The organism is Streptomyces sp. NPDC058246 (assembly GCF_042881985.1).
Classification (GTDB): Bacteria; Actinomycetota; Actinomycetes; order Streptomycetales; family Streptomycetaceae; genus Streptomyces.
Map to the genome: position 1 here is coordinate 59,956 of NZ_JBHVWZ010000028.1, position 18,241 is coordinate 78,196.

Sequence of the window (18,241 nt, forward strand, 5' to 3'; positions counted from 1 at the left end):
GCGGCGGCCCCGAGGCCCCGGGCGCCCGGAGACCCCCCCGGCCCCGGAGAGCGCACCGGCCCGCAGAGCCCCCCGGACGCCCCAGGGGGGCTCCCGGGTGGGCCGCCCCACCATCCGTGCGCTACGACGCCGGACGTACCACCATCGCCGAGCCGCCCCCGCGGCGGACCTTCTCCGCGGCCGCGAGCCATTTGCCGTTCGGGAGGCGTTGGACGCCGGTCGCCGCGCCGATCTCGGGGTTCTGGCGGAAGGCGTGGCCGAGGGACTCCAGCTGGGTTTTCAGGGGGCTGGTCCACAGCGACGGTTCGAGTTCGGTGGTGGTCTGGTTGCGCTGGCTGGCGCGAGGGGCGGCGATGGCGTCGACCAGGGGCAGTCCGCGGTCAAGGAACTCGGTCAGTGTCTGCAGCACCGTGGTGATGATGGTCGCGCCGCCCGGCGAACCGAGCGCCACCACGGGCCGGTTGTCACGGTCGAGGACGATCGTCGGGGAGATGGACGAGCGCGGCCGCTTGCCGGGGCCGGGCAGGTTCGGGTCGTGGACGTCGGAGCTGGCGGGGGTGAAGGAGAAGTCCGTCAGCTCGTTGTTGAGCAGGAAGCCACGGCCCGGGACCGTTATGCCGCTGCCGCCGGTCTGCTCGATGGTCAGCGTGTAGGCGACGACGTTGCCCCACTTGTCGGCCACCGTCAGGTGCGTGGTGTTCTCGCCCTCGTACGTCGTCGGGGCGGCCTTCCCCGCGGTGGAGCAGGCGGCCGGCTTGCTCGGGTCACCCGGCGCCAGCGGGCTCGTCAGCACCGCGTCGTCCTTGATCAGGCACTCCCGCGAGTCCGCGAACTTCTGCGACAGCAGCCCCTTGGTGGGAACGTTCTCGGAGGCGGGGTCGCCCACCCAGCGCCCCCGGTCCGCGAACGCGATCCGGCTCGCCTCGATGTAGCGGTGCAGGTACTGCGCCTCGCTCGCCTTCGAAAGGTCCGTTTTCTCAAGGATGTTGAGCGCCTCGCCGACCGTGGTGCCGCCGGAGGAGGAGGGCGCGATCGAGTAGACCTTCAGCCCGCGGTACGACGTCTTCGTCGGCGCCTGCAGCTTCGCCTCGTACTCCCCGAGGTCGTCCAGGGACAGCTTGCCTGGGCGGGCGTTGTAGCCCGAGGCCGGGTCCACCGGCGGCTTGTTCACCGTGTCGACGATGTCCTGACCCAGGTCGCCGTCGTAGACCGCGTCGACCCCCTCCTTGCCCAACTGCTCGTACGTCCGCGCCAGATCGGGGTTCTTGAAGGTCGAGCCGACCACCGGCAGCGCGCCACCCGGAAGGAACAGCTTCGAGGTGTCCGGGAAGTACTTGAAGCGGGCCTGGTTGGACTCGGTCTGCGAGCGGAAGGTCGAGTCGACCGTGAAGCCGTCGCGGGCGAGGCGCTCGGCGGGCTTCAGCACACTGCCCAGCCCCTTGCTGCCCCACTCGTCCAGAGCCGTCTGCCAGGTGGCGGGGGTACCGGGAGTCCCGACGCCCAGCCCGCTGGTGACCGCGTCCGCGAAGGCGAGCGGCTTGCCCTTCTCCAGGAACAGCCCGGAGTCCGCGGTCAGCGGCGCCGTCTCGCGTCCGTCGATCGTGTGCACCGTACGGGACCTGGCGTCGTAGTAGACGAAGTAACCGCCGCCGCCGACACCGGACGAGTAGGGCTCGGTGACGCCGAGGGCCGCGGCTGTGGCGACGGCCGCGTCCACGGCGTTGCCGCCCTTCTTCAGGACCTCGATCCCGGCCGCGGAGGCGTCCGCGTCGACGCTCGCCACGGCACCGCCGTACCCGACGGCGACGGGAACCTTCTCCACCGAGGCATCGGTGGAAGACGGTGGCGCCGCCGCTCCGACCGACACCACCGCGGCCGAAACCGCCACAACCGCCAGATTCCGCGCAAGGGGGCGACGCATCCGTACCTCCAGTCAACAGCCGTCCGCGCAGCGTAACTTCACTGCCCTGCCCGCGTCAGGACCCCCTCGAACGCTGTTCCGTATTCCCGCTAGCATGCGCGCCCATGAATGACGACGTGCGCAACATCGTCCTCGGCGTGGTGGCGGCCGGCATCAGCGCCGCGCTCGGCTGGCTTGCCCGTACCTATCTGTGGAAGCGCAAGCTCCGCCGCAAGCAGGCCTTCTTCGGGCTGCCGGACAACTCCGAATCGCTCCTCGTGGTGAACCGCGAGGCGGGCGGCCCGGAGCTCACCGTCATGCGTCACGATGTGTTCGCACTCCTTGAACTCTCCGCACTGATCAAGGACTGCGGCGCGCACGCCCAGGTTATCGCGCACGACGCGGCGCAGCAGGGGTTCGGGGAGCGCACCGAGTTCTGTGTGGGCGGCCCGTCGTCGAACCGCCGTATGGCGGCTCACCTCCAGTCCCTCCTGCCGGGCATACGCGTCAACACCGATGCCGAGCCGGGTCCGGACCGCGGCGCCTTCCAGGTCGGCAGCGAGCGCTACCGACTGGATTCGGGCAAGGGCGAGTACGTGATCCTCGCCCGCCTCGTCGCGGGCCAGGACCGCGGCACGCGACCCGTCTTCCTCTTCTGCGGCCAGCGCGCGATCACCAACCAGGCCGCGACCCGCTATCTCGCCCGCAACCACGAACGTCTCGCGCGCAAGCACGGCGGCAACTCCTTCGCCCTGCTCCTGAAGGTGGTGAATTCCCAGGCGTACGGCCCCGATGTCGTCGAACTCGTCGCGGACGTCACCCGGGCCGCCCACACCCCGCTGCCCACGCCCGCACCCCCGCGCACCTCCCACCGCGCGAACTCGTGACGCCCGTCAACGTGCGCACGGAATGAGCACTTCAGCAGGTCATGGCAGGCCAGCCACTGTCCGCGCACTCACGAAATCAACACGCCGTCAATCGTTACCCGCACGTAACTTACCGACGGGTTACTTCCAGTAAGAGGCCGAGGTTACCGTCGGGTCACTTTGCGCTGACACGAGTGAGGAGTGACCCGTGGGACACGGTCGCAACGCCCTGCGTACGTCCGCCGTCGGTGCCGTCTCGGCGACGCTGATCGCCACCGCCGGCCTCGGCCTGGCCCCCGCCGCCCAGGCCGCCACCGGCGCGGCGGGCATCCGCTTCGTGGACATCTCCGGAGACGGCGGCACGATCCTCAAGGCCAACGTCGTCACCCCCGCGAACGCCGACGACAGCCGCAGCTACCCGCTCCTCGTGCTGCCGACGAGCTGGGGCCTGCCCCAGGTCGAATACCTGGCACAGGCCCAGAAACTCGCCGACTCCGGCTATGTCGTGGTCAGTTACAACGTCCGCGGGTTCTGGCAGTCCGGCGGTGAGATAGAAGTGGCGGGTCCGCCCGACGTGGCGGACGCGTCCAAGGTGATCGACTGGGCTCTGGCGAACACCCCGTCCGACGCCCGGAAGGTCGGCATCGCGGGTGTCTCGTACGGCGCCGGCATCAGCCTGCTCGCCGCCGCGCACGACAAGCGGATCAAGGCGGTCGCCGCCCTCAGCGGCTGGGCCGACCTCATCGACTCGATCTACTCGGGCCGCACCCAGCACGCCCAGGCGGCCGCCCTGCTGGACGGCGCCGGCACCCTCACCGGCCGGCCCAGCGCCGAACTCCAGCAGGTGTTCAAGGACTTCTTCGCCTCGAACCTGGACAAGGAGCCCGAGCTCATCGCCTGGGGGAAGAAACGTTCTCCCCAGACGTACATCGACCAGATCAACTCCAACGGCGCGGCCATCATGCTGGCCAACGGCTGGGGCGACACGGTCTTCGCTCCCAACCAGTACGCCAAGTTCTACGAGCAGTTGACCGGGCCGAAGAGGCTCGAGTTCCGCCCCGGCGACCACGCCACCGCCGAGGTGACCGGTCTGTTCGGGCTTCCCAACGACGTGTGGACGGACACCGGCCGCTGGTTCGACCACTACCTCAAGGGCGCGGACAACGGCATCGACCGCGAGCAGCCGGTCCAGCTCAAGTCCCGCTCCACGGGCGGCTACGAGGGCTATCCGGACTGGAAGTCGGTCGGTCCGACCAGGAAGAAGATCGCCCTCGCGGGCACCACCTCGATCCACACGAACGTGGACTCCGGCGCCGACGGCGGGGTCATCTTCCTGTCCAGCATCCTCGACCAGCTCGCCCAGCTGCCGCCGGTCGCGTCGATCCCGCTGCTGCCGCGCTACTGGGCGGCCGTGTGGCAGTCGGAGAGGTACGCCAGCGTCCAACGCGTGCGCGGCACCGTCACCTTGCACACCACGGTGACCGGAACCAAGGAGAGCGGCACCCTCGTCGCCTATCTCTACGACGTGGGCCCGCTCGGCCTCGGCAAGCTGGTCAGCAACGCGCCGTACACCTTCCACGGGCAGACGCCCGGAAAGCCGTTCGGTCTCGACCTGGAGCTGTACTCCACGGCCTACGACGTCCCGGCAGGGCATCGACTCGCCCTGGTCGTCGACACGGTCGACCCGCTCTACATCGAGCACAACCCGTCCGGCGCGCAGCTGACCTTCTCCTCGCCGGAGCACGACCCCTCATATGTGTCGGTGCCCCTGCGCGAGCAGTGATCTCCGGCTGCCGCCGGCCGGGCCTGGCCCTGTGAGCTGCTGCTCCCCCTACAGTCTCGGGGCTGTGGGGGGACCCCCACCCGGCAGCAGCGTCCCTGGTTCGGCCGGTGCCACGTCCACGGCCTCGGTCTTGGGACTGCGCTGCTCCCACCGGGACACCCACTGGGCGAACCAGGAGAGCAGCATGCACATCCCGATGTAGATCGGCGAGATCACCATCACCACGGGGATGAACGGCAAATCGTAGTCGAGGTTCGACGCGATGAGCTTCCCGGCATGGAGGAACTCCTCGTAGGTGATGAGATAGCCGAGCGAGGTGTCCTTCAGGGCCACCACCAACTGGCTGATGATGGCGGGCAGCATGGCCCGCACGGCCTGTGGCACCAGGACGTAGGACATGACCTGGGTCTTGCGCATGCCGAGCGCGAACGCGGCCTCCCGCTGGCCGCGGTCGACGGAGTTGACGCCGGAGCGGAAGACCTCGGCGAGCACCGAGCCGTTGTAGAGGGTCAGCCCCGCGACCAGCGCGGGCAGCGGCTGCACCTTCAGCGCCACGAAGATGAAGAAGATCATCACCAGCACGGGCATGGCGCGGAAGAACTCGACGACCAGCGCGGAGAGCCAGCGCACCGGAGCGTGGTCGGAGAGCCGTCCCGTCGCCAGCACGGTGCCGAGTGCCAGCGAGAGCACCGCGGCCAGCGCGAAGGCCTTGAGCGTGTTGCCCAGACCCCGCAGCAGCAGCTCCTGGATCCCCTGGTACTCGAAGGGCGTCCACTTCGTGGCCGTGAACTGGCCGGTGTCGAACAGGAGATAGAGGATCCAGCCGATCAGGGCGAGGATCAGCGCGGTGGACACGGCCCCGTACATGCGGTGCCGCCGACGGGTCTTGGGGCCGGGGACGTCGTAAAGGGCGGTGGACTCGACGGTGTGGGCTGTCATCTGGGTACTCCCCAGCGCTTTTCGAGGACGTTGAAGATCCCGCTGATGGCGAGGGTGATGATCAGGTAGCCGACGGCGATCCAGAAGAAGGTCCACACGATGTTGTAGCCGAGCTCGCTGAGCGTCTTGTAGGTGCCGAGCAGCTCGGTGACGCTGAACGCCCCCGCGATCGCCGAGTTCTTGGCGAGGGCGATGAGCGTGGAGCCGACCGGCGGGATCACCGAACGGAAGGCCTGCGGCAGGACGACCAGGGTCAGCGTCTGGTTGAACGTCATCCCGAGGGTGCGGGCCGCCTCGCCCTGCCCCTTGGGCACGGTGTTGATGCCGGAGCGCAGCGCCTCGCAGATGAACGCCGAGGTGTAGCAGCCGAGCGCGAGGACCGCGAACACCTTGAAGGGCAGGACGAGTCCGAAGCGTGGCAGGCCGAGCAGCACCGCGAAGAACAGCAGGGTGAGCGGGGTGTTGCGCAGCACCGTCACCCACGCCGTGCCGAAGGCCCGCAGGGAGCCGACCGGGGCGACCCGGAAGGAGGCCATCACGAAGCCGAGCGCGAGCGCCAACGCCGATGCGTAGACGGTGAGTTCGACGGTTCCGAGAAATCCTTCGGCGAAGGTGGAGAAGTTGTCTGTCAGAACGTTCATGCGGCCGCTCGTCCCTTCAGCTCGCCGGGTAGCGGTCGATCGGGGGCGGGATGGGCGCGGGCACACCGGACAGGCCGAGCGTCGCCTCGTACGCCTTCTTCCAGTCGCCGTTCTTCTCGCGGGCCTCCAGTGCGTCGTCGAGCGCGAACCGCAGCGCGTTGTCCTTCCGTGGTATGCCGATGCCGTACGGCTCCTTGGAGAACGGCTGCCCGACGACCTTGAGTTCGTCGGGCACCTTCGCCGCGTAGCCGATCAGGATCGCGTCGTCGGTGGTGACGGCGTCGACCTGGTAGGTGAGCAGGTTGTCGACGCAGACCGAGTACGTGTCGTACGCGACGAGTGTCGCCCTCGGGTAGTCGGTCTTGATGCGCTGGTACGGGGTCGAACCGGCCGCCGAGCAGACGCGTTTGCCGGCGAGGTCCTGCGGGCCGTGGATGTCGTTCTCGTCCTTGCGTACGAGCAGCGACTGACCGGCCAGGTAGTAGGGGCCCGCGAAGCCGACCAGCTTCTTGCGCAGGTCGTTGATGGTGTAGGTGCCGACGTAGTAGTCGATCTGGCCGTTCTGCAGGGCGGTTTCGCGGTTCGCGGAGGCGATCGTCCTGAAGTGGATCGTCTTCGGGGCGAATCCCAGCGAGGCCGACATCATCTTGGCGATCTCGATGTCGAAGCCGGAGTAGGTGCCGGTCGCCGGGTCCTTCTCGCCCAGGTACGGCTGGTCCTCCTTGGCGCCGACGATGAAGTAGCCGCGCTTCTTGGCCCGCGTCCAGGTGGGCGAGTCCGGCAGCTGAAAGCCTTGCGCGACTTGGTAGTCGGGCAGTTTGTCGGCGGCGGGGCCCTTGACGGGCGGGCTGCCCTCCTTGCCACAGCCGGCGACCGCGGCGGTGGCGATCAGTGCCGTGAACCCCGCGAGGGCACGGCACACACGTGTCGTACGGATCATGCGGTGCGCTCCCCCGGTCAGTGCTTGAGGATCTTGGAGAGGAAGTCCTTGGCGCGGTCGCTGCGCGGGTTGGTGAAGAACTCCTCGGGGGTGCGGTCCTCGACGATGCGGCCGTCGGCCATGAAGACGACGCGGTTGGCGGCGGAGCGCGCGAAGCCCATCTCGTGGGTGACGACGACCATGGTCATGCCGTCGCGGGCGAGTTGCCGCATGACCTCCAGGACCTCGTTGATCATCTCGGGGTCGAGCGCCGAGGTCGGCTCGTCGAACAGCAGCGCCTTGGGGTCCATGGCCAGGGCGCGGGCGATGGCCACGCGCTGCTGCTGGCCGCCGGAGAGCTGAGCTGGGTACTTCGATGCCTGGGAGGCGAGGCCCACACGGTCCAGGAGCTCACGCGAGCGCTTGTCGGCCTCCTCCTTCTTACGGCCGCGCACCTTGATCTGGGCGAGTGAGACGTTCTGCAGGACCGTCTTGTGCGCGAAGAGGTTGAAGGACTGGAAGACCATCCCGACCTCGGCGCGGAGCTGGGCGAGGGCCTTGCCCTCTTCCGCGAGCGGCCGCCCGTCGAGCTTGATCGTCCCGGACTCGATCGTCTCCAGGCGGTTGATCGCCCTGCACAGGGTTGACTTGCCCGACCCCGACGGGCCGATGACCACGACCACCTCCCCCTTGCCGACGGTGAGGTTGATTCCCTGGAGGACATGCAGCTCCCCGAAGTGCTTGTTCACGTCATGCAGCTCGATCAAAGGATCGACAGCCATGCCCTGCCCTACCCACTCTCAGCTGTGTCGCAGTTGCCGCAAACTATCCAGCCAAGAACGGACTTAATACTCGACACGCACTTTTCGGGCATTAGCCGTATTTACGACGGAAAGGGTTTCGCGGGGCCTGCCGACCACCCGCGCCACGGTGATGGACCCGGAGTTGCGCCGGGGGTTGCGCCGGGGGTCCGCCCCCTACCCCTCGGCGACCTCCGCGTAGAGCTGTGAGAGTTCGGGTGCGCCGCTGGACGCCCACGTGTGACCGCTCTCGACCACGTCGATCTCCCGCCCGGAGGTCAGCCGCACCACGGGGTGCCCATTGGGCCAGACCTCCCACACCGCGCCGGGAACCGTCCGCACGATCACCGTGCCGAGGTAGAGACCGGCGTCGTTGCCCAGCCAGGGCAGGCTCTCCTCGTCGTCGCGCCAGCGCGGGAGCAGCTGGTCCAGCGCCTCCAACGAGGCGGCGGAGTCGTCGAGTTCGACCCCGGCGTCCTGCGCCTGGGAGCGGAGCAGTTCGCACTCGGAGAGCAGTTCGGCGACGCCCTCGGGGTCACTGTCACCGTCGGAGAACACCGCGACGCCGAAGGCGAGGCCGCGCTTCTTGCGCCAGTTGCCCAGGAAAGGGATGTTCATACGCCCAGCGTGTCACCCACCCCGTCGGTCGCACCACAGGCGCGCGATGCTTCACCACCGGTGGCGGCAGCACTTCGCCGGCGCCAGCACTTCGGCACCTCAGCGGCAGCACCTGGCCACCCGCGACGGCGCCACGCCGCCAGCGGCAGCACTGCACCACCCGACGGCGCCACCATCAGCGGCGCCACTCCACCACCCGCGACGGCGCCACGCCGCCAGCGGCAGCACTGCACCACCCGCGACGGCGCCTCACCATCAGCGGCAGCGCCTGGCTGGCCACCAGCGGTAGCGCTTCGGGACCAGTAGCGGGGCCGCGTCGTGAGCGGCTACGCCTCGCCGGATGTGGCGAGGCGGTCGGCGGCAGCGAGGTGTCCCGGAACAGGAGTGGGGACTACCGCACGACGGACGCCGAGTTCTTCGCGGATCTCGGCTCGCCGGGCGGCGGCTGCGGCCTCGGTCCGGTCGAGCGCGATCATCCGGCAGTCGCTGGGGCGGCGCCGCCGACTGCGTGACGTCACCGGTCACGGCTCGGGGATCGGCGAACTCGCCGGTCCCCGAGGGCCTGCCCGGCGGATCATGCCGGACAGCCCCTGGACATCCCTGGGCGTCCCTAGACGTCCAGGTCCACCACGACCGGCGCGTGGTCCGACGCGCCCTTGCCCTTGCGCTCCTCGCGATCCACGTACGCGTCCTTGACCGCCTTCGAGAACGCCTGGTTCCCATAGACGAGGTCGATGCGCATCCCGCGGTTCTTGGGGAAGCCGAGCTGGCGGTAGTCCCAGTAGGTGAAGGGGTGCTCGTACTTGAGGGGCCGCGGGACCACGTCCGAGAGGCCCGCCTCGCGCAGGGTGGCGAGGGCGGCGCGCTCGGCCGGGGTGACATGCGTCGCGCCGTCGAAGAGGGAGATGTCCCAGACGTCGGCGTCCGTCGGCGCCACGTTGTAGTCCCCCATCACCGCGAACGGCCGGCTGCCCGCCGTGTCGCCCGCGATCGCGGCCTTGAGGGCCTCGAACCACTGGAGCTTGTAGGCGTAGTGGGGGTGGTCCACCTCGCGTCCGTTCGGCACATACACCGACCAGACGCGGACCGGGCCGCAGGTCGCGGAGATGGCGCGGGGTTCCTCGACGCCCTCGTAGCCAGGGTCTCCGGGCAGGCCCTTGACCACGTCTTCGAGGCCGACTCGGGAGATCACCGCGACGCCGTTCCACCGCCCCGTCGCGTGCACGGCCGCCTCGTAGCCCATCTCGCGCAGTTGGTCGGACGGGAACTGCTCGGCGGCGATCTTGGCCTCCTGGAGGCACAGCACATCCGTGCCGCTGCTCTCCAGCCAGGCCAGCAGCCTCGGGAGGCGGGCGGTGATCGAGTTCACGTTCCAGGTGGCAATGCGCATGGCTCACAACCTACAAGGCGGGTACGACAACGGCTCCGGCGGTCGCGTTCGCACCCGGATTTCGACCGGCAAGGTCCAGCGCGGAGCGCAGCTCCTGCGCGGTCCGCCCCAGGCTGAAGCCGGTGCGGGGCCGAGGCGAAAGCCGGTGCGCGGCCGAAGCTGAAGCCGGTGCGCGGCTGAGGCTCAAGCCCGTGCGCGGCCGAGGCGGAAGCCGGTGCGCGGCCGAGGCGGAAGCCGGTCCAGACCCGACACTGGAACCCGTGCCGGCCCGACGCCGAGACCCATGCCGGCCCGACGCCGAGACCCATGTCGGCCCGACGTTGCTCGATCGCTGACGCTCAGATGTCCGCCGACGCCCCCGGCGCGAGCCGCAGGTGCGCGGAGCCGCCCAGCGCGCCGATCTGGTTGTCGTAGATCGGCCGGGCGAGGTCGGTGAGCAGGGCGTCGTGGATGTCGTACGCGCGTTGCGGTTTGACCTCGCGGACGTACTCGATGACCTCGGCGATCTTGTTCCAGGGAGCCATGACCGGGAGCATCAGCGTCTGGACCGGCAGGTCGGGGACGGTGAGGGCGTCGCCGGGGTGGAAGACGCGGCCGCCGTCGACGAGGTAGCCGACGTTGGTGATGCGCGGGATGTCCGGGTGGATCACGGCGTGCAGTTCACCGTGCACCTGGACGTCGAAGCCCGCGGCGGTGAACGTGTCGCCGTGGCCGACGGTGTGCACGCGGCCCGGAAAGGCGGCGGAGATCTTGTCCGCGACGGACTTCAGGGTCCAGATCTCGGCGCCCCGGTTGGACTCCATGCCCGCCCGCAGTCGCTCCTCGTCGAAGTGGTCCGGGTGCTCGTGCGTGACCAGGATCGCGTCCGCGCCGAGGGCGGCGTCCTCCTCGCTGAAACCGCCGGGATCGATGACAAGGGTCCGGCCGAGCTTCTCGAGACGGACGCAGGCATGCGACTTCTTCGTGAGCTTCATGGTTCCATCCTGCCCCTGCGCCGGCCCGGTGCGCATTCACAGGTGGCTCAGGGCTCACTCCTGCCACATGGAGACGGCCCTGGCCCCACTCCTGCCCACTCCTCGGGCAAGGACATGCCCCTGCACTCATTCCTGGGGCGTGGTCTCCTCGCGGATGACCTGCTGGGCCACCTTGAAGGCGCTGTTCGCGGCCGGTACGCCGCAGTAGACCGCCGCCTGGAGGAGCACTTCCTTGATCTCCACCGGCGTGAGGCCGTTGCGGAGGGCCGCGCGGGTGTGGAAGGCGAGCTCGTCGAGGTGACCGCCCGCGACCAGCGCGGTGAGCGTGACACAGCTGCGCGAGCGCCGGTCGAGCCCGGGCCGGTCCCAGATCTCGCCCCACGCGTACCGGGTGATGAACTCCTGGAAGTCGCCGGAGAACTCGTCCGCCGTGGCCAGTGCCCGGTCGACGTGCGCGTCCCCCAGCACCTCGCGACGCACCTTGATCCCGGCGTCGTACGGATCGGGCCGCCCCGTCCCCATGACCTGCGGCTGCGCGGCGGCCGGGGCGATCTCGGCGACGGGCGCCACCGGCGGCGGCGCGGCCAGCACCGGCTTCACCGGAGCCGCGGGGATCGCCATCTGGCCGGTGGTCGAGTCGAAGGCGGGCTGCCAGGCGGTGGAGAAGTGGCGTACGAGCAGGTCCGTGACGGCGGCCGGCTGCTCCACCGGAACCAGGTGCGAGGCACCGGGCACGACCGCGAGCCGGGCATCCGGTATCCCGGCGACCAGGGTGCGGGCCTCGGCGGGCCCGGTGACCTGGTCGTCGGAGCCGACGAGGACGAGCGTCGGGACGCCGATCCGGCCCAGCTCGGCCCGTACGTCGAAGGCGGCCAGCGCCTCGCAGGCCGCGATGTAGCAGCCGGGATCGGTGGTGCGCACCATCTGCACGGCCCACTCGGTGATCGCGGGCTGGGCGGCGGCGAAGCCCCCAGTGAACCAGCGCTCGGGCGAGGTCCGCGCCACGGGGTCCAGCCCGTTGGTGCGCACGATCACCCCGCGCTGCCGGAACTCGTCGGCTGTTCCGAACCGCGGTGAGGCGGCGATCAGCGCGAGCGAGGCGAGGCGCTCCGGGTGGCGCAGCGCCAGCTCGATCCCGACGGCACCCCCGAGCGCGCAGCCCGCGTACCCGAATCGCTGCACGCCGAGCGCGTCGAGCGTGGAGAGCAGCCGCCCGGCGAGTTCGGTGACCGAACCCGCCGGATACGCGGGTGCTCCGCCGTGTCCCGGCAGGTCGAACCGGAACACCCGCCAGTTCTTCGCGAGCTCCGGAACCTGCCTGTCCCACATGTGCCATGTGGTACCCAGTGAGGGACCCAAGATCAGGACCGGAGCGTCTTCTGGCCCGTCAAAGCGGTATTGCAGGGTGTTCGCTGGTGTCTCACTCACCCGCCTGACCCTCTCATCTGTCACGCCTGCCCCTATGTTCGTAGAGTTCGATGCCGTCCCGTTCAGTCCGGCGGGTGATCAGCACGTGGTGTGCGGTGCCACTCCCGCCGGGTTCGGCGCACCCGTCTACGTCGACGGCCCTGAGGCAGCCGAACGACGTCTTCCGGAGGCTGCTTGAACGGTACCCGCGGTTGCCGAAAGAGCTGAAGTCGGCCGGCGAGCTCAAGGCTGCAGGGCTGCGCGCGTCGAACCTGTTCCGTCCTGACGCCTACGTGCTCGGGCCCCCACAACTGGTTGCCGTCCCCGGGGTGCTCACGGGCACCGGGCGCACGACGCCGGGATGGGACGAGACCGTGTACCCGTCGTCGCCTGTCTACCGCGCAGACACGGCCGTGCCGTTCTCGACGCGCCCTAACGCCGACGAAGCCCAAGCCGTGCGCCGTGAGGCGATCCGTTGGGCACAAGATGTCCTCGACGACCCCGGTACGGTCATTCTGGCAGTCAGCGCCATCGGTTCACCTGCTCCGGCCACTCCGCCTCTGGAGCGGGCAGGGCCCTACGAGATAGCACTCACCTCGACGAGCGGCCGCAAGAGATGGCATCAATTGCGCAGTTGGAGCGCAGCCGCTGGGAGTGTGCGCGCCTGCGCCACGGTGAGTTCGACAACGACTGGGATGCGGCGGAGGGACACTTCGCGCTACCGGTCGAGGAATCGGCTGCCGACGCGCTCTCACGATGCCGAATGACTGCTGCTCTACTGCGCCGTATGGCAGACCCGGTCCTGCGCTACGCAGAGCTGCTGTCCGTCTATGGCTGTTCCCGCAGCCCTCGTTTTCTCCAAGCCGAAAGCATCAGTCGTCCTGCTCTCTGAGGGCACGACGGCATCGTCGACAACAACCAGTACGCTCTTCACCCCGACGCCAAATTTCCCGATCGCACCACCACGCATTCGGGACATGGCCATTCTGCGGATCGTCTCAACGGCTTCTTCGCTGATCGGCTCGTTCATCCGCCCCCTAACCGTGGGCCTGACAGCCTTGCACAGGGCGCTGACACCGTCCCCGGGCTGCCGCTTCGCTCGTCCCCCGGATAGGCCATACTCCACCTCCCCCAACGGCTGGCGCAGGCGTTCCCCGCGCCAGGGCAGAGGCGAGGGCACACGGAACATGCGGCATCCAGCGGCTCTGCACACCGGCCACCATGCAGGCGAAGCCGGGTGCCCTGCGAACCGGCACACCGCGTCATTCCGAAGAAACGCGAAACTCGAATTCGGGACGGTCCCACGGCACGGCGGGCGGGTAGGCGAGCGCGGTCCCGGTCCGCACCGCACCGACGCGGTGGTAGAAGTCCTCGGCGGGAAGATGCGACACGACCTTGACACGGTCGAGCCCGGCGGCACGGGCCTCGGCCTGCATGTGCTCGACGAGCAGCCGTCCGATACCCCGTCCCTGCGCATCGTCAGCGACGAACAGCAGGTCGAGCTCCGGTGGAGCGAGGACGAGCGAGTAGAACCCGAGGATCCGGCCTCCATTCTCGTCGGCGCCGATGGCTACGAAGGCGCGGTGGGCCTCGATGTAATCAGGACCGACCCGGTAGCCCTCGACTGCGGCTGCGTACTTACCCTCGTAGGCGCCTGAGCCGCGCACGAGCCGCGTGAGCCGTTTGGCATCCTGCGCGACGGCCCTCCGTATCGTGATCGGCCGGCTGATCGGGGACCTGCGTGAACTCATCGGGAAAGTATGTCGCACCGATCTCCCCTCAGGATGTTCCTCGGTGGGGCCTCGCCGTCTCACCCGCTGCCACAGAGAGATCACACAGGCAATGGATCATGCCGTCCCGCAGCACGGGTACCGTCAAGGTATGAGTCATCCACACCCCGAACTGAAAGCCGCCCCACCCCTGCCTGAAGGAGGGCTGCGGGTCATCGCCCTGGGCGGCCTGGGTGAGATCGGCCGCAACATGACCGTCTTCGAGCACGCGGGCAAGCTGCTCATCGTCGACTGCGGCGTGCTGTTCCCCGAGGAGAACCAGCCCGGCGTGGACGTGATCCTGCCGGACTTCACCTCGATCCGGGACCGGCTGGACGACGTCGTGGGGATCGTCCTCACCCATGGCCACGAGGACCACATCGGCGGCGTGCCGTACCTGCTGCGCGAGCGGTCCGACATTCCCGTCGTCGGCTCCAAGCTGACGCTGGCGTTCCTGGAGGCCAAACTCAAGGAACACGGCATCCGGCCGCGCACGGTGCGGGTGCGGGAGAGCGACCGGCGCCGCTTCGGGCCCTTCGACCTCGAGTTCGTGGCGGTCAACCACTCCATCCCGGACAGCCTCGCGGTCGCGATCCGCACCGGCGCCGGACTGGTGCTGCACACCGGCGACTTCAAGATGGACCAGTTCCCTCTCGACGATCGCATCACCGATCTGCGTGCCTTCGCCCGCCTGGGCGAGGAGGGTGTGGACCTGTTCCTCACCGACTCCACCAACGCCGAAGTGCCCGGCTTCACCACGTCCGAGCGTGAGCTGAACCCGGCGATCGAGCAGGTGATGCGCACCGCGCCGCGCCGGGTCATCGTCTCCAGCTTCGCCAGCCATGTGCACCGCATCCAGCAGGTCCTGGACGCCGCCCACCAGCACGGCCGCAAGGTCGCGTTCGTCGGCCGGTCGATGGTCCGCAACATGGGCATCGCCCGTGACCTGGGCTATCTGAAGGTCCCCTCCGGTCTGGTGGTGAGCACGAAGGAGCTGGAGAAGCTCCCGGACCACAAGATCACTCTGGTGTGCACCGGATCCCAGGGCGAACCGATGGCCGCGCTGTCACGGATGGCCAACCGCGACCACATGATCCGCATCGGCAAGGGCGACACCGTCCTGCTCGCCAGCTCCCTCATCCCCGGCAACGAGAACGCCATCTACCGGGTGATCAACGGCCTGACCCGGTGGGGCGCCCACGTGGTGCACAAGGGCAATGCCAAGGTGCACGTCTCCGGTCACGCCAGCGCGGGCGAACTCGTCTACTGCTACAACATCGTCAAACCCCGCAACGTCATGCCCGTGCATGGCGAATGGCGCCACCTGCGGGCCAACGGCGACCTCGCCATCCGTACCGGTGTCGACCCCGAGCGGGTCGTGATCGCCGAGGACGGCGTCGTCGTCGACCTCGTCGACGGGCGTGCGTCCATCACCGGCAAGGTGCCCGCCGGCAACGTCTACGTGGACGGGATGGAAGTGGGCGGCGCCACCGAAGCGTCCCTCAAGGACCGCCTCACCCTCGCAGAGGAAGGCGTCGTCACGGTGGTGGCGATCGTCGACGCGGACACCGGCGCCCTCGCCGAGGCCCCCGACTTCCTGGCCCGGGGCTTCGTCCACGACGACGCCACCTTCGAGCCCGTCATTCCCGTCATCGAGAAGACCCTGGCCACCGCGGCCGAGGAAGGCGTCGGGGACGCGCACCAGCTCGAACAGCTCGTCGCCCGCGCCGTGGCGAACTGGGCCTTCCGCACCCACCGCCGCAAGCCGCTCATCATCCCCGTCATCATCGACGCATGAGCCACGGCCCGGCAGCACGGCCCGCGGTTCCGGTCGCAGTCTTGCCGGCATCGCGGCCGGGCACGGGAGTCAGCAGCCACCCACCTGTACGCCGATACCAGCGACAAGACCACCGGGCACGACCGAGGCGACCACGTTCGCCGACGCCGTGAAGCACCACCTCATCGACCAGAACAAGCAAGCAGCCAGCGAGAAGGAACGGGCGCTTGGCCGCGCCGCCGGGACCGATACTCTGAGTACCAGTGAGCGACAAGGAGTATCGGTGACCGTATGCGAGCCTGGAGACGGTGTGCCGACCAGTCCTACTCCGCAGAACGGGCACCGCCGGGACGGGGCGATGACCTTGGCGGGGACGCTGGCGGCGGCGGAGACCGCGGCGCCCGTGGAGTCGCTCGACGTAGTCGCGCGCATGCTCAAGGATCACCTCGGGGCGAATTCGGTGTCGTTCCTGATCACCGACTTCACCGGCGGCTCGGTCGTACGGCTGGGGGCGGCGGGCAGCGTCGACACCGATGAACCCGCCCGGCGCATCACGCTGCGCGGCACCCTGTACGACGACGTGATCCGCACCCAGCGCCCGAGCATGGAGGACAAGGGCGAGGGCACGCTGGTGCGGATCGTCGCCCCGGTGACCAACCGCGGGGACGCCATCGGGCTCCTCGAACTGTTCCTGCCCGCGGCGCCGGACGCGGAGGCGATGCGGGAGATCGGCGAGACCGCGCATATATGCCGTTCGGCTTCCCTGCCCCTCACAGCTACCGGGTCCAGTCGCTGGACCTGCGGCCGGGCGACCGGCTGGTGATGCTGACCGACGGCATGCTGGAGCGCAACGCAGGCAGCCTCGATCTGTCCGACCGGATCGTGCGCACCCGCGCGCTGCATCCCCGCGAGGCCGCCCGCACCCTCATCGCGGCGATCGTCGACGCCAACGACGGTCACCTGCAGGACGACGCGACGGTCATGTGCCTGGACTGGCAGGGCGTCGGCCACTCCCGGCGTGACGCCGACACCGGTGCCGACCTCACCGACGCGTCCGCCCCGTCGCGGACGAGGCAGAGCGTTCCCGGACGATGACTCGGGCCTTCTCCGGTCCCCGCTGCTGCGGGCCCTTCACCGGGGCAGGCGCCTCCGGAGGCGGCCCAGGCGCGGCCTGACAGGGACGAAGACAGCGGTCAGGACCACCACACCGGTGACGAGCAGGTGGAACAACCCCTTCGCCACCAATCCTCGGAGCGGTGGGGGAAGTTGGAGCACGTCGCCGGGCCCGGCCGACTCTCCACCGCGTGAACTCCAGTCCCGTTGACCCTCCCGCCGATCGGGCCTGCCGAAGCCGAGTAAAACGGCCGGCCATGGGAAAGATCAGGGCTTCCGAACGGCATCTCCGCTCGCCTACGAGCAAGGATCGCCGATGCTTCCTGAGGTCCGCCCCCACGTATCCACCGCCCTCGCAGACCAGTTGGAACACCAACTGGACCTGGCTCCGCATCTCGAGGCCGGCCGGCTCGATGTGGAGGGCATCGCAGTCGTCGCAGCCGCCCACTCCGATGGTTACGCGGCCACCGGCCATCTCCTCGGGCTGCTGGCCGCGCTGCCTGCCCCCACCGAGGCAGGCGAACGCTTCTGGTCGGACCTGTGGAGGTCGTCGAACACCGCGTACCTGCTACCCGTCAACATGAAGGCTCAGGTGCTGCGTTCTCTGGAAGGAGAGGGAACCGCCCTGGCCAGGCAGATCCTCTCGGCCATCGATGAGATGACTCCGCCCCAGCGCGTGGCGGCCGGAGAGGTGATCGGTCAAGCCCTCGCCGAGTCCGACCATTTGCCCGACCTCAAGACACAGGTCATCGGCGAGTTGTGGCTCCGAGATCTCGAGCTCACCGCCTGGCGCGTTCTGCATGCGGACCGCAGATGGGACGATCCGGATGGACGGCAAGCCTTCCTCGCCGCCTGGACGAGCACCTGACCGTCTACTGCTCCAAACTGCGCGCACAGAGGCACAGGGCATGCGGCGCCCGCACCGGACGACGCTCGAAGCAACTGAGGTCAGGAAGTTCGGCCGAGGTCACACCCGTCTCAACAGATCAGGGGCCGCGCAGCCATGGCTGCGCGGCCCCTGATCCTGTGCACGCCCTGCACGAGAGCAGGCGCTTCGCCCGGTAGGGCGGCAAAGCCCACACGGGCGGCGCTCACCGGACGCAGTGTGCGCGATCCCTCGGGCGGGTCTGTGAGGTCAGGCCGGGGTGATGTTCTCGGCCTGCGGACCCTTCTGGCCCTGGGTGACGTCGAACGCCACGGCCTGGCCCTCCTGGAGCTCACGAAATCCCGTGGAGTTGATCGCGGAGTAGTGCGCGAAGACATCCGGGCCGCCACCGTCCTGGGCGATGAAACCGAAACCCTTCTCCGCGTTGAACCACTTCACAGTTCCCGTTGCCATGTCTGA

The 18,241-nt window shown here is 69.1% G+C and carries 17 protein-coding genes and 1 pseudogene; 5 read left to right on the forward strand and 13 right to left on the reverse strand.

The features are described from left to right. Positions 1-121 precede the first annotated feature (121 nt). A complete protein-coding gene (ggt, locus tag ACFVXA_RS31245; protein ID WP_390027889.1) occupies positions 122-1,921 on the reverse strand; it encodes a gamma-glutamyltransferase in 1,800 nt (599 codons plus the stop codon). A gap of 104 nt (positions 1,922-2,025) precedes the next feature. Here ggt and ACFVXA_RS31250 point away from each other — a divergent pair, with 104 nt between their 5' ends. Together ACFVXA_RS31250 and ACFVXA_RS31255 are read left to right on the forward strand one after the other, a co-directional pair. Beyond that, the gene (locus ACFVXA_RS31250; protein ID WP_390027891.1) at positions 2,026-2,787 is read left to right on the forward strand and encodes a hypothetical protein; all 762 of its coding nucleotides are present in this window, start codon (positions 2,026-2,028) and stop codon (positions 2,785-2,787) included. Positions 2,788-2,974: 187 nt separating this feature from the next. Beyond that, positions 2,975-4,549, forward strand: a complete 1,575-nt coding sequence (locus ACFVXA_RS31255; protein WP_390027894.1) for an alpha/beta fold hydrolase — start codon at positions 2,975-2,977, stop codon at positions 4,547-4,549. A gap of 48 nt (positions 4,550-4,597) precedes the next feature. Here the strand turns inward: ACFVXA_RS31255 and ACFVXA_RS31260 are convergent, their stop codons facing one another. The 11 genes from ACFVXA_RS31260 to ACFVXA_RS31310 form a co-directional block, all read right to left on the reverse strand. Continuing rightward, positions 4,598-5,488, reverse strand: coding sequence for an amino acid ABC transporter permease (locus ACFVXA_RS31260; protein ID WP_362024892.1), 891 nt, complete (start codon positions 5,486-5,488; stop codon positions 4,598-4,600). After that, positions 5,485-6,129 carry an amino acid ABC transporter permease gene (locus tag ACFVXA_RS31265; RefSeq protein ID WP_383907131.1) on the reverse strand — a complete coding sequence of 215 codons (645 nt, stop codon included), beginning with the start codon at positions 6,127-6,129 and terminating at the stop codon, positions 5,485-5,487. The genes ACFVXA_RS31260 and ACFVXA_RS31265 overlap by 4 nt, the downstream gene beginning before the upstream one ends. Positions 6,130-6,145: 16 nt before the next feature. After that, on the reverse strand, positions 6,146-7,069 hold the full coding sequence (locus ACFVXA_RS31270) for a glutamate ABC transporter substrate-binding protein (RefSeq protein ID WP_390027896.1): 924 nt from the start codon (positions 7,067-7,069) through the stop codon (positions 6,146-6,148). 17 nt (positions 7,070-7,086) lie between these two features. Further along, positions 7,087-7,830 (reverse strand): amino acid ABC transporter ATP-binding protein, encoded by a 744-nt coding sequence (locus ACFVXA_RS31275; protein ID WP_362024884.1) that lies wholly within the window; start codon positions 7,828-7,830, stop codon positions 7,087-7,089. A 195-nt stretch (positions 7,831-8,025) separates the two neighbouring features. Next, complete coding sequence (locus ACFVXA_RS31280; protein ID WP_362024882.1) at positions 8,026-8,466, reverse strand: DUF6278 family protein; 441 nt, start codon at positions 8,464-8,466, stop codon at positions 8,026-8,028. Positions 8,467-8,792: 326 nt separating this feature from the next. Further along, positions 8,793-8,984 carry a hypothetical protein gene (locus ACFVXA_RS31285; RefSeq protein WP_390027898.1) on the reverse strand — a complete coding sequence of 64 codons (192 nt, stop codon included), beginning with the start codon at positions 8,982-8,984 and terminating at the stop codon, positions 8,793-8,795. A gap of 92 nt (positions 8,985-9,076) precedes the next feature. Continuing rightward, entirely contained in the window at positions 9,077-9,856 is a 780-nt protein-coding gene (locus tag ACFVXA_RS31290) for an exodeoxyribonuclease III (protein WP_390027901.1), read from the reverse strand. A gap of 338 nt (positions 9,857-10,194) precedes the next feature. Continuing rightward, positions 10,195-10,830: an MBL fold metallo-hydrolase gene (locus ACFVXA_RS31295; RefSeq protein ID WP_383907125.1), complete on the reverse strand. Its 636-nt coding sequence runs from the start codon at positions 10,828-10,830 to the stop codon at positions 10,195-10,197. Between the two features lie 126 nt (positions 10,831-10,956). Next, positions 10,957-12,258, reverse strand: coding sequence for a 4-carboxymuconolactone decarboxylase (gene pcaC / locus ACFVXA_RS31300; RefSeq protein WP_389745983.1), 1,302 nt, complete (start codon positions 12,256-12,258; stop codon positions 10,957-10,959). 754 nt (positions 12,259-13,012) lie between these two features. Further along, a complete protein-coding gene (locus ACFVXA_RS31305; RefSeq protein WP_390027904.1) occupies positions 13,013-13,267 on the reverse strand; it encodes a hypothetical protein in 255 nt (84 codons plus the stop codon). Positions 13,268-13,499: 232 nt separating this feature from the next. Then, a complete protein-coding gene (locus tag ACFVXA_RS31310) occupies positions 13,500-13,988 on the reverse strand; it encodes a GNAT family N-acetyltransferase (RefSeq protein WP_383743474.1) in 489 nt (162 codons plus the stop codon). Between the two features lie 130 nt (positions 13,989-14,118). On the opposite strand from ACFVXA_RS31310, the gene ACFVXA_RS31315 reads away from it, so the two are divergent. From ACFVXA_RS31315 to ACFVXA_RS31325, 3 genes and pseudogenes are all read left to right on the forward strand, one after another. Beyond that, the gene (locus ACFVXA_RS31315; RefSeq protein WP_362024867.1) at positions 14,119-15,804 is read left to right on the forward strand and encodes a ribonuclease J; all 1,686 of its coding nucleotides are present in this window, start codon (positions 14,119-14,121) and stop codon (positions 15,802-15,804) included. A 337-nt stretch (positions 15,805-16,141) separates the two neighbouring features. Next, a pseudogene (locus ACFVXA_RS31320) lies at positions 16,142-16,878 on the forward strand (SpoIIE family protein phosphatase). A gap of 334 nt (positions 16,879-17,212) precedes the next feature. After that, complete coding sequence (locus ACFVXA_RS31325) at positions 17,213-17,764, forward strand: hypothetical protein (protein ID WP_383743468.1); 552 nt, start codon at positions 17,213-17,215, stop codon at positions 17,762-17,764. A 267-nt stretch (positions 17,765-18,031) separates the two neighbouring features. Here ACFVXA_RS31325 and ACFVXA_RS31330 read toward each other — a convergent pair whose 3' ends face one another. Continuing rightward, positions 18,032-18,235, reverse strand: coding sequence for a cold-shock protein (locus tag ACFVXA_RS31330; RefSeq protein WP_389935771.1), 204 nt, complete (start codon positions 18,233-18,235; stop codon positions 18,032-18,034). Positions 18,236-18,241 lie beyond the last annotated feature (6 nt).

What these genes read in the sequence shown, in the direction of transcription:
- ggt (WP_390027889.1), bottom strand. Translation starts at nt 1,921, where the DNA reads ATGCGTCGCCCCCTTGCGCGGAATCTGGCGGTTGTGGCGGTTTCGGCC.
- ACFVXA_RS31250 (WP_390027891.1), top strand. Translation starts at nt 2,026, where the DNA reads ATGAATGACGACGTGCGCAACATCGTCCTCGGCGTGGTGGCGGCCGGC.
- ACFVXA_RS31260 (WP_362024892.1), bottom strand. Translation starts at nt 5,488, where the DNA reads ATGACAGCCCACACCGTCGAGTCCACCGCCCTTTACGACGTCCCCGGC.
- ACFVXA_RS31265 (WP_383907131.1), bottom strand. Translation starts at nt 6,129, where the DNA reads ATGAACGTTCTGACAGACAACTTCTCCACCTTCGCCGAAGGATTTCTC.
- ACFVXA_RS31270 (WP_390027896.1), bottom strand. Translation starts at nt 7,069, where the DNA reads ATGATCCGTACGACACGTGTGTGCCGTGCCCTCGCGGGGTTCACGGCA.
- ACFVXA_RS31275 (WP_362024884.1), bottom strand. Translation starts at nt 7,830, where the DNA reads ATGGCTGTCGATCCTTTGATCGAGCTGCATGACGTGAACAAGCACTTC.
- ACFVXA_RS31280 (WP_362024882.1), bottom strand. Translation starts at nt 8,466, where the DNA reads ATGAACATCCCTTTCCTGGGCAACTGGCGCAAGAAGCGCGGCCTCGCC.
- ACFVXA_RS31290 (WP_390027901.1), bottom strand. Translation starts at nt 9,856, where the DNA reads ATGCGCATTGCCACCTGGAACGTGAACTCGATCACCGCCCGCCTCCCG.
- ACFVXA_RS31295 (WP_383907125.1), bottom strand. Translation starts at nt 10,830, where the DNA reads ATGAAGCTCACGAAGAAGTCGCATGCCTGCGTCCGTCTCGAGAAGCTC.
- ACFVXA_RS31305 (WP_390027904.1), bottom strand. Translation starts at nt 13,267, where the DNA reads ATGAACGAGCCGATCAGCGAAGAAGCCGTTGAGACGATCCGCAGAATG.
- ACFVXA_RS31310 (WP_383743474.1), bottom strand. Translation starts at nt 13,988, where the DNA reads ATGAGTTCACGCAGGTCCCCGATCAGCCGGCCGATCACGATACGGAGG.
- ACFVXA_RS31315 (WP_362024867.1), top strand. Translation starts at nt 14,119, where the DNA reads ATGAGTCATCCACACCCCGAACTGAAAGCCGCCCCACCCCTGCCTGAA.
- ACFVXA_RS31325 (WP_383743468.1), top strand. Translation starts at nt 17,213, where the DNA reads ATGCTTCCTGAGGTCCGCCCCCACGTATCCACCGCCCTCGCAGACCAG.
- ACFVXA_RS31330 (WP_389935771.1), bottom strand. Translation starts at nt 18,235, where the DNA reads ATGGCAACGGGAACTGTGAAGTGGTTCAACGCGGAGAAGGGTTTCGGT.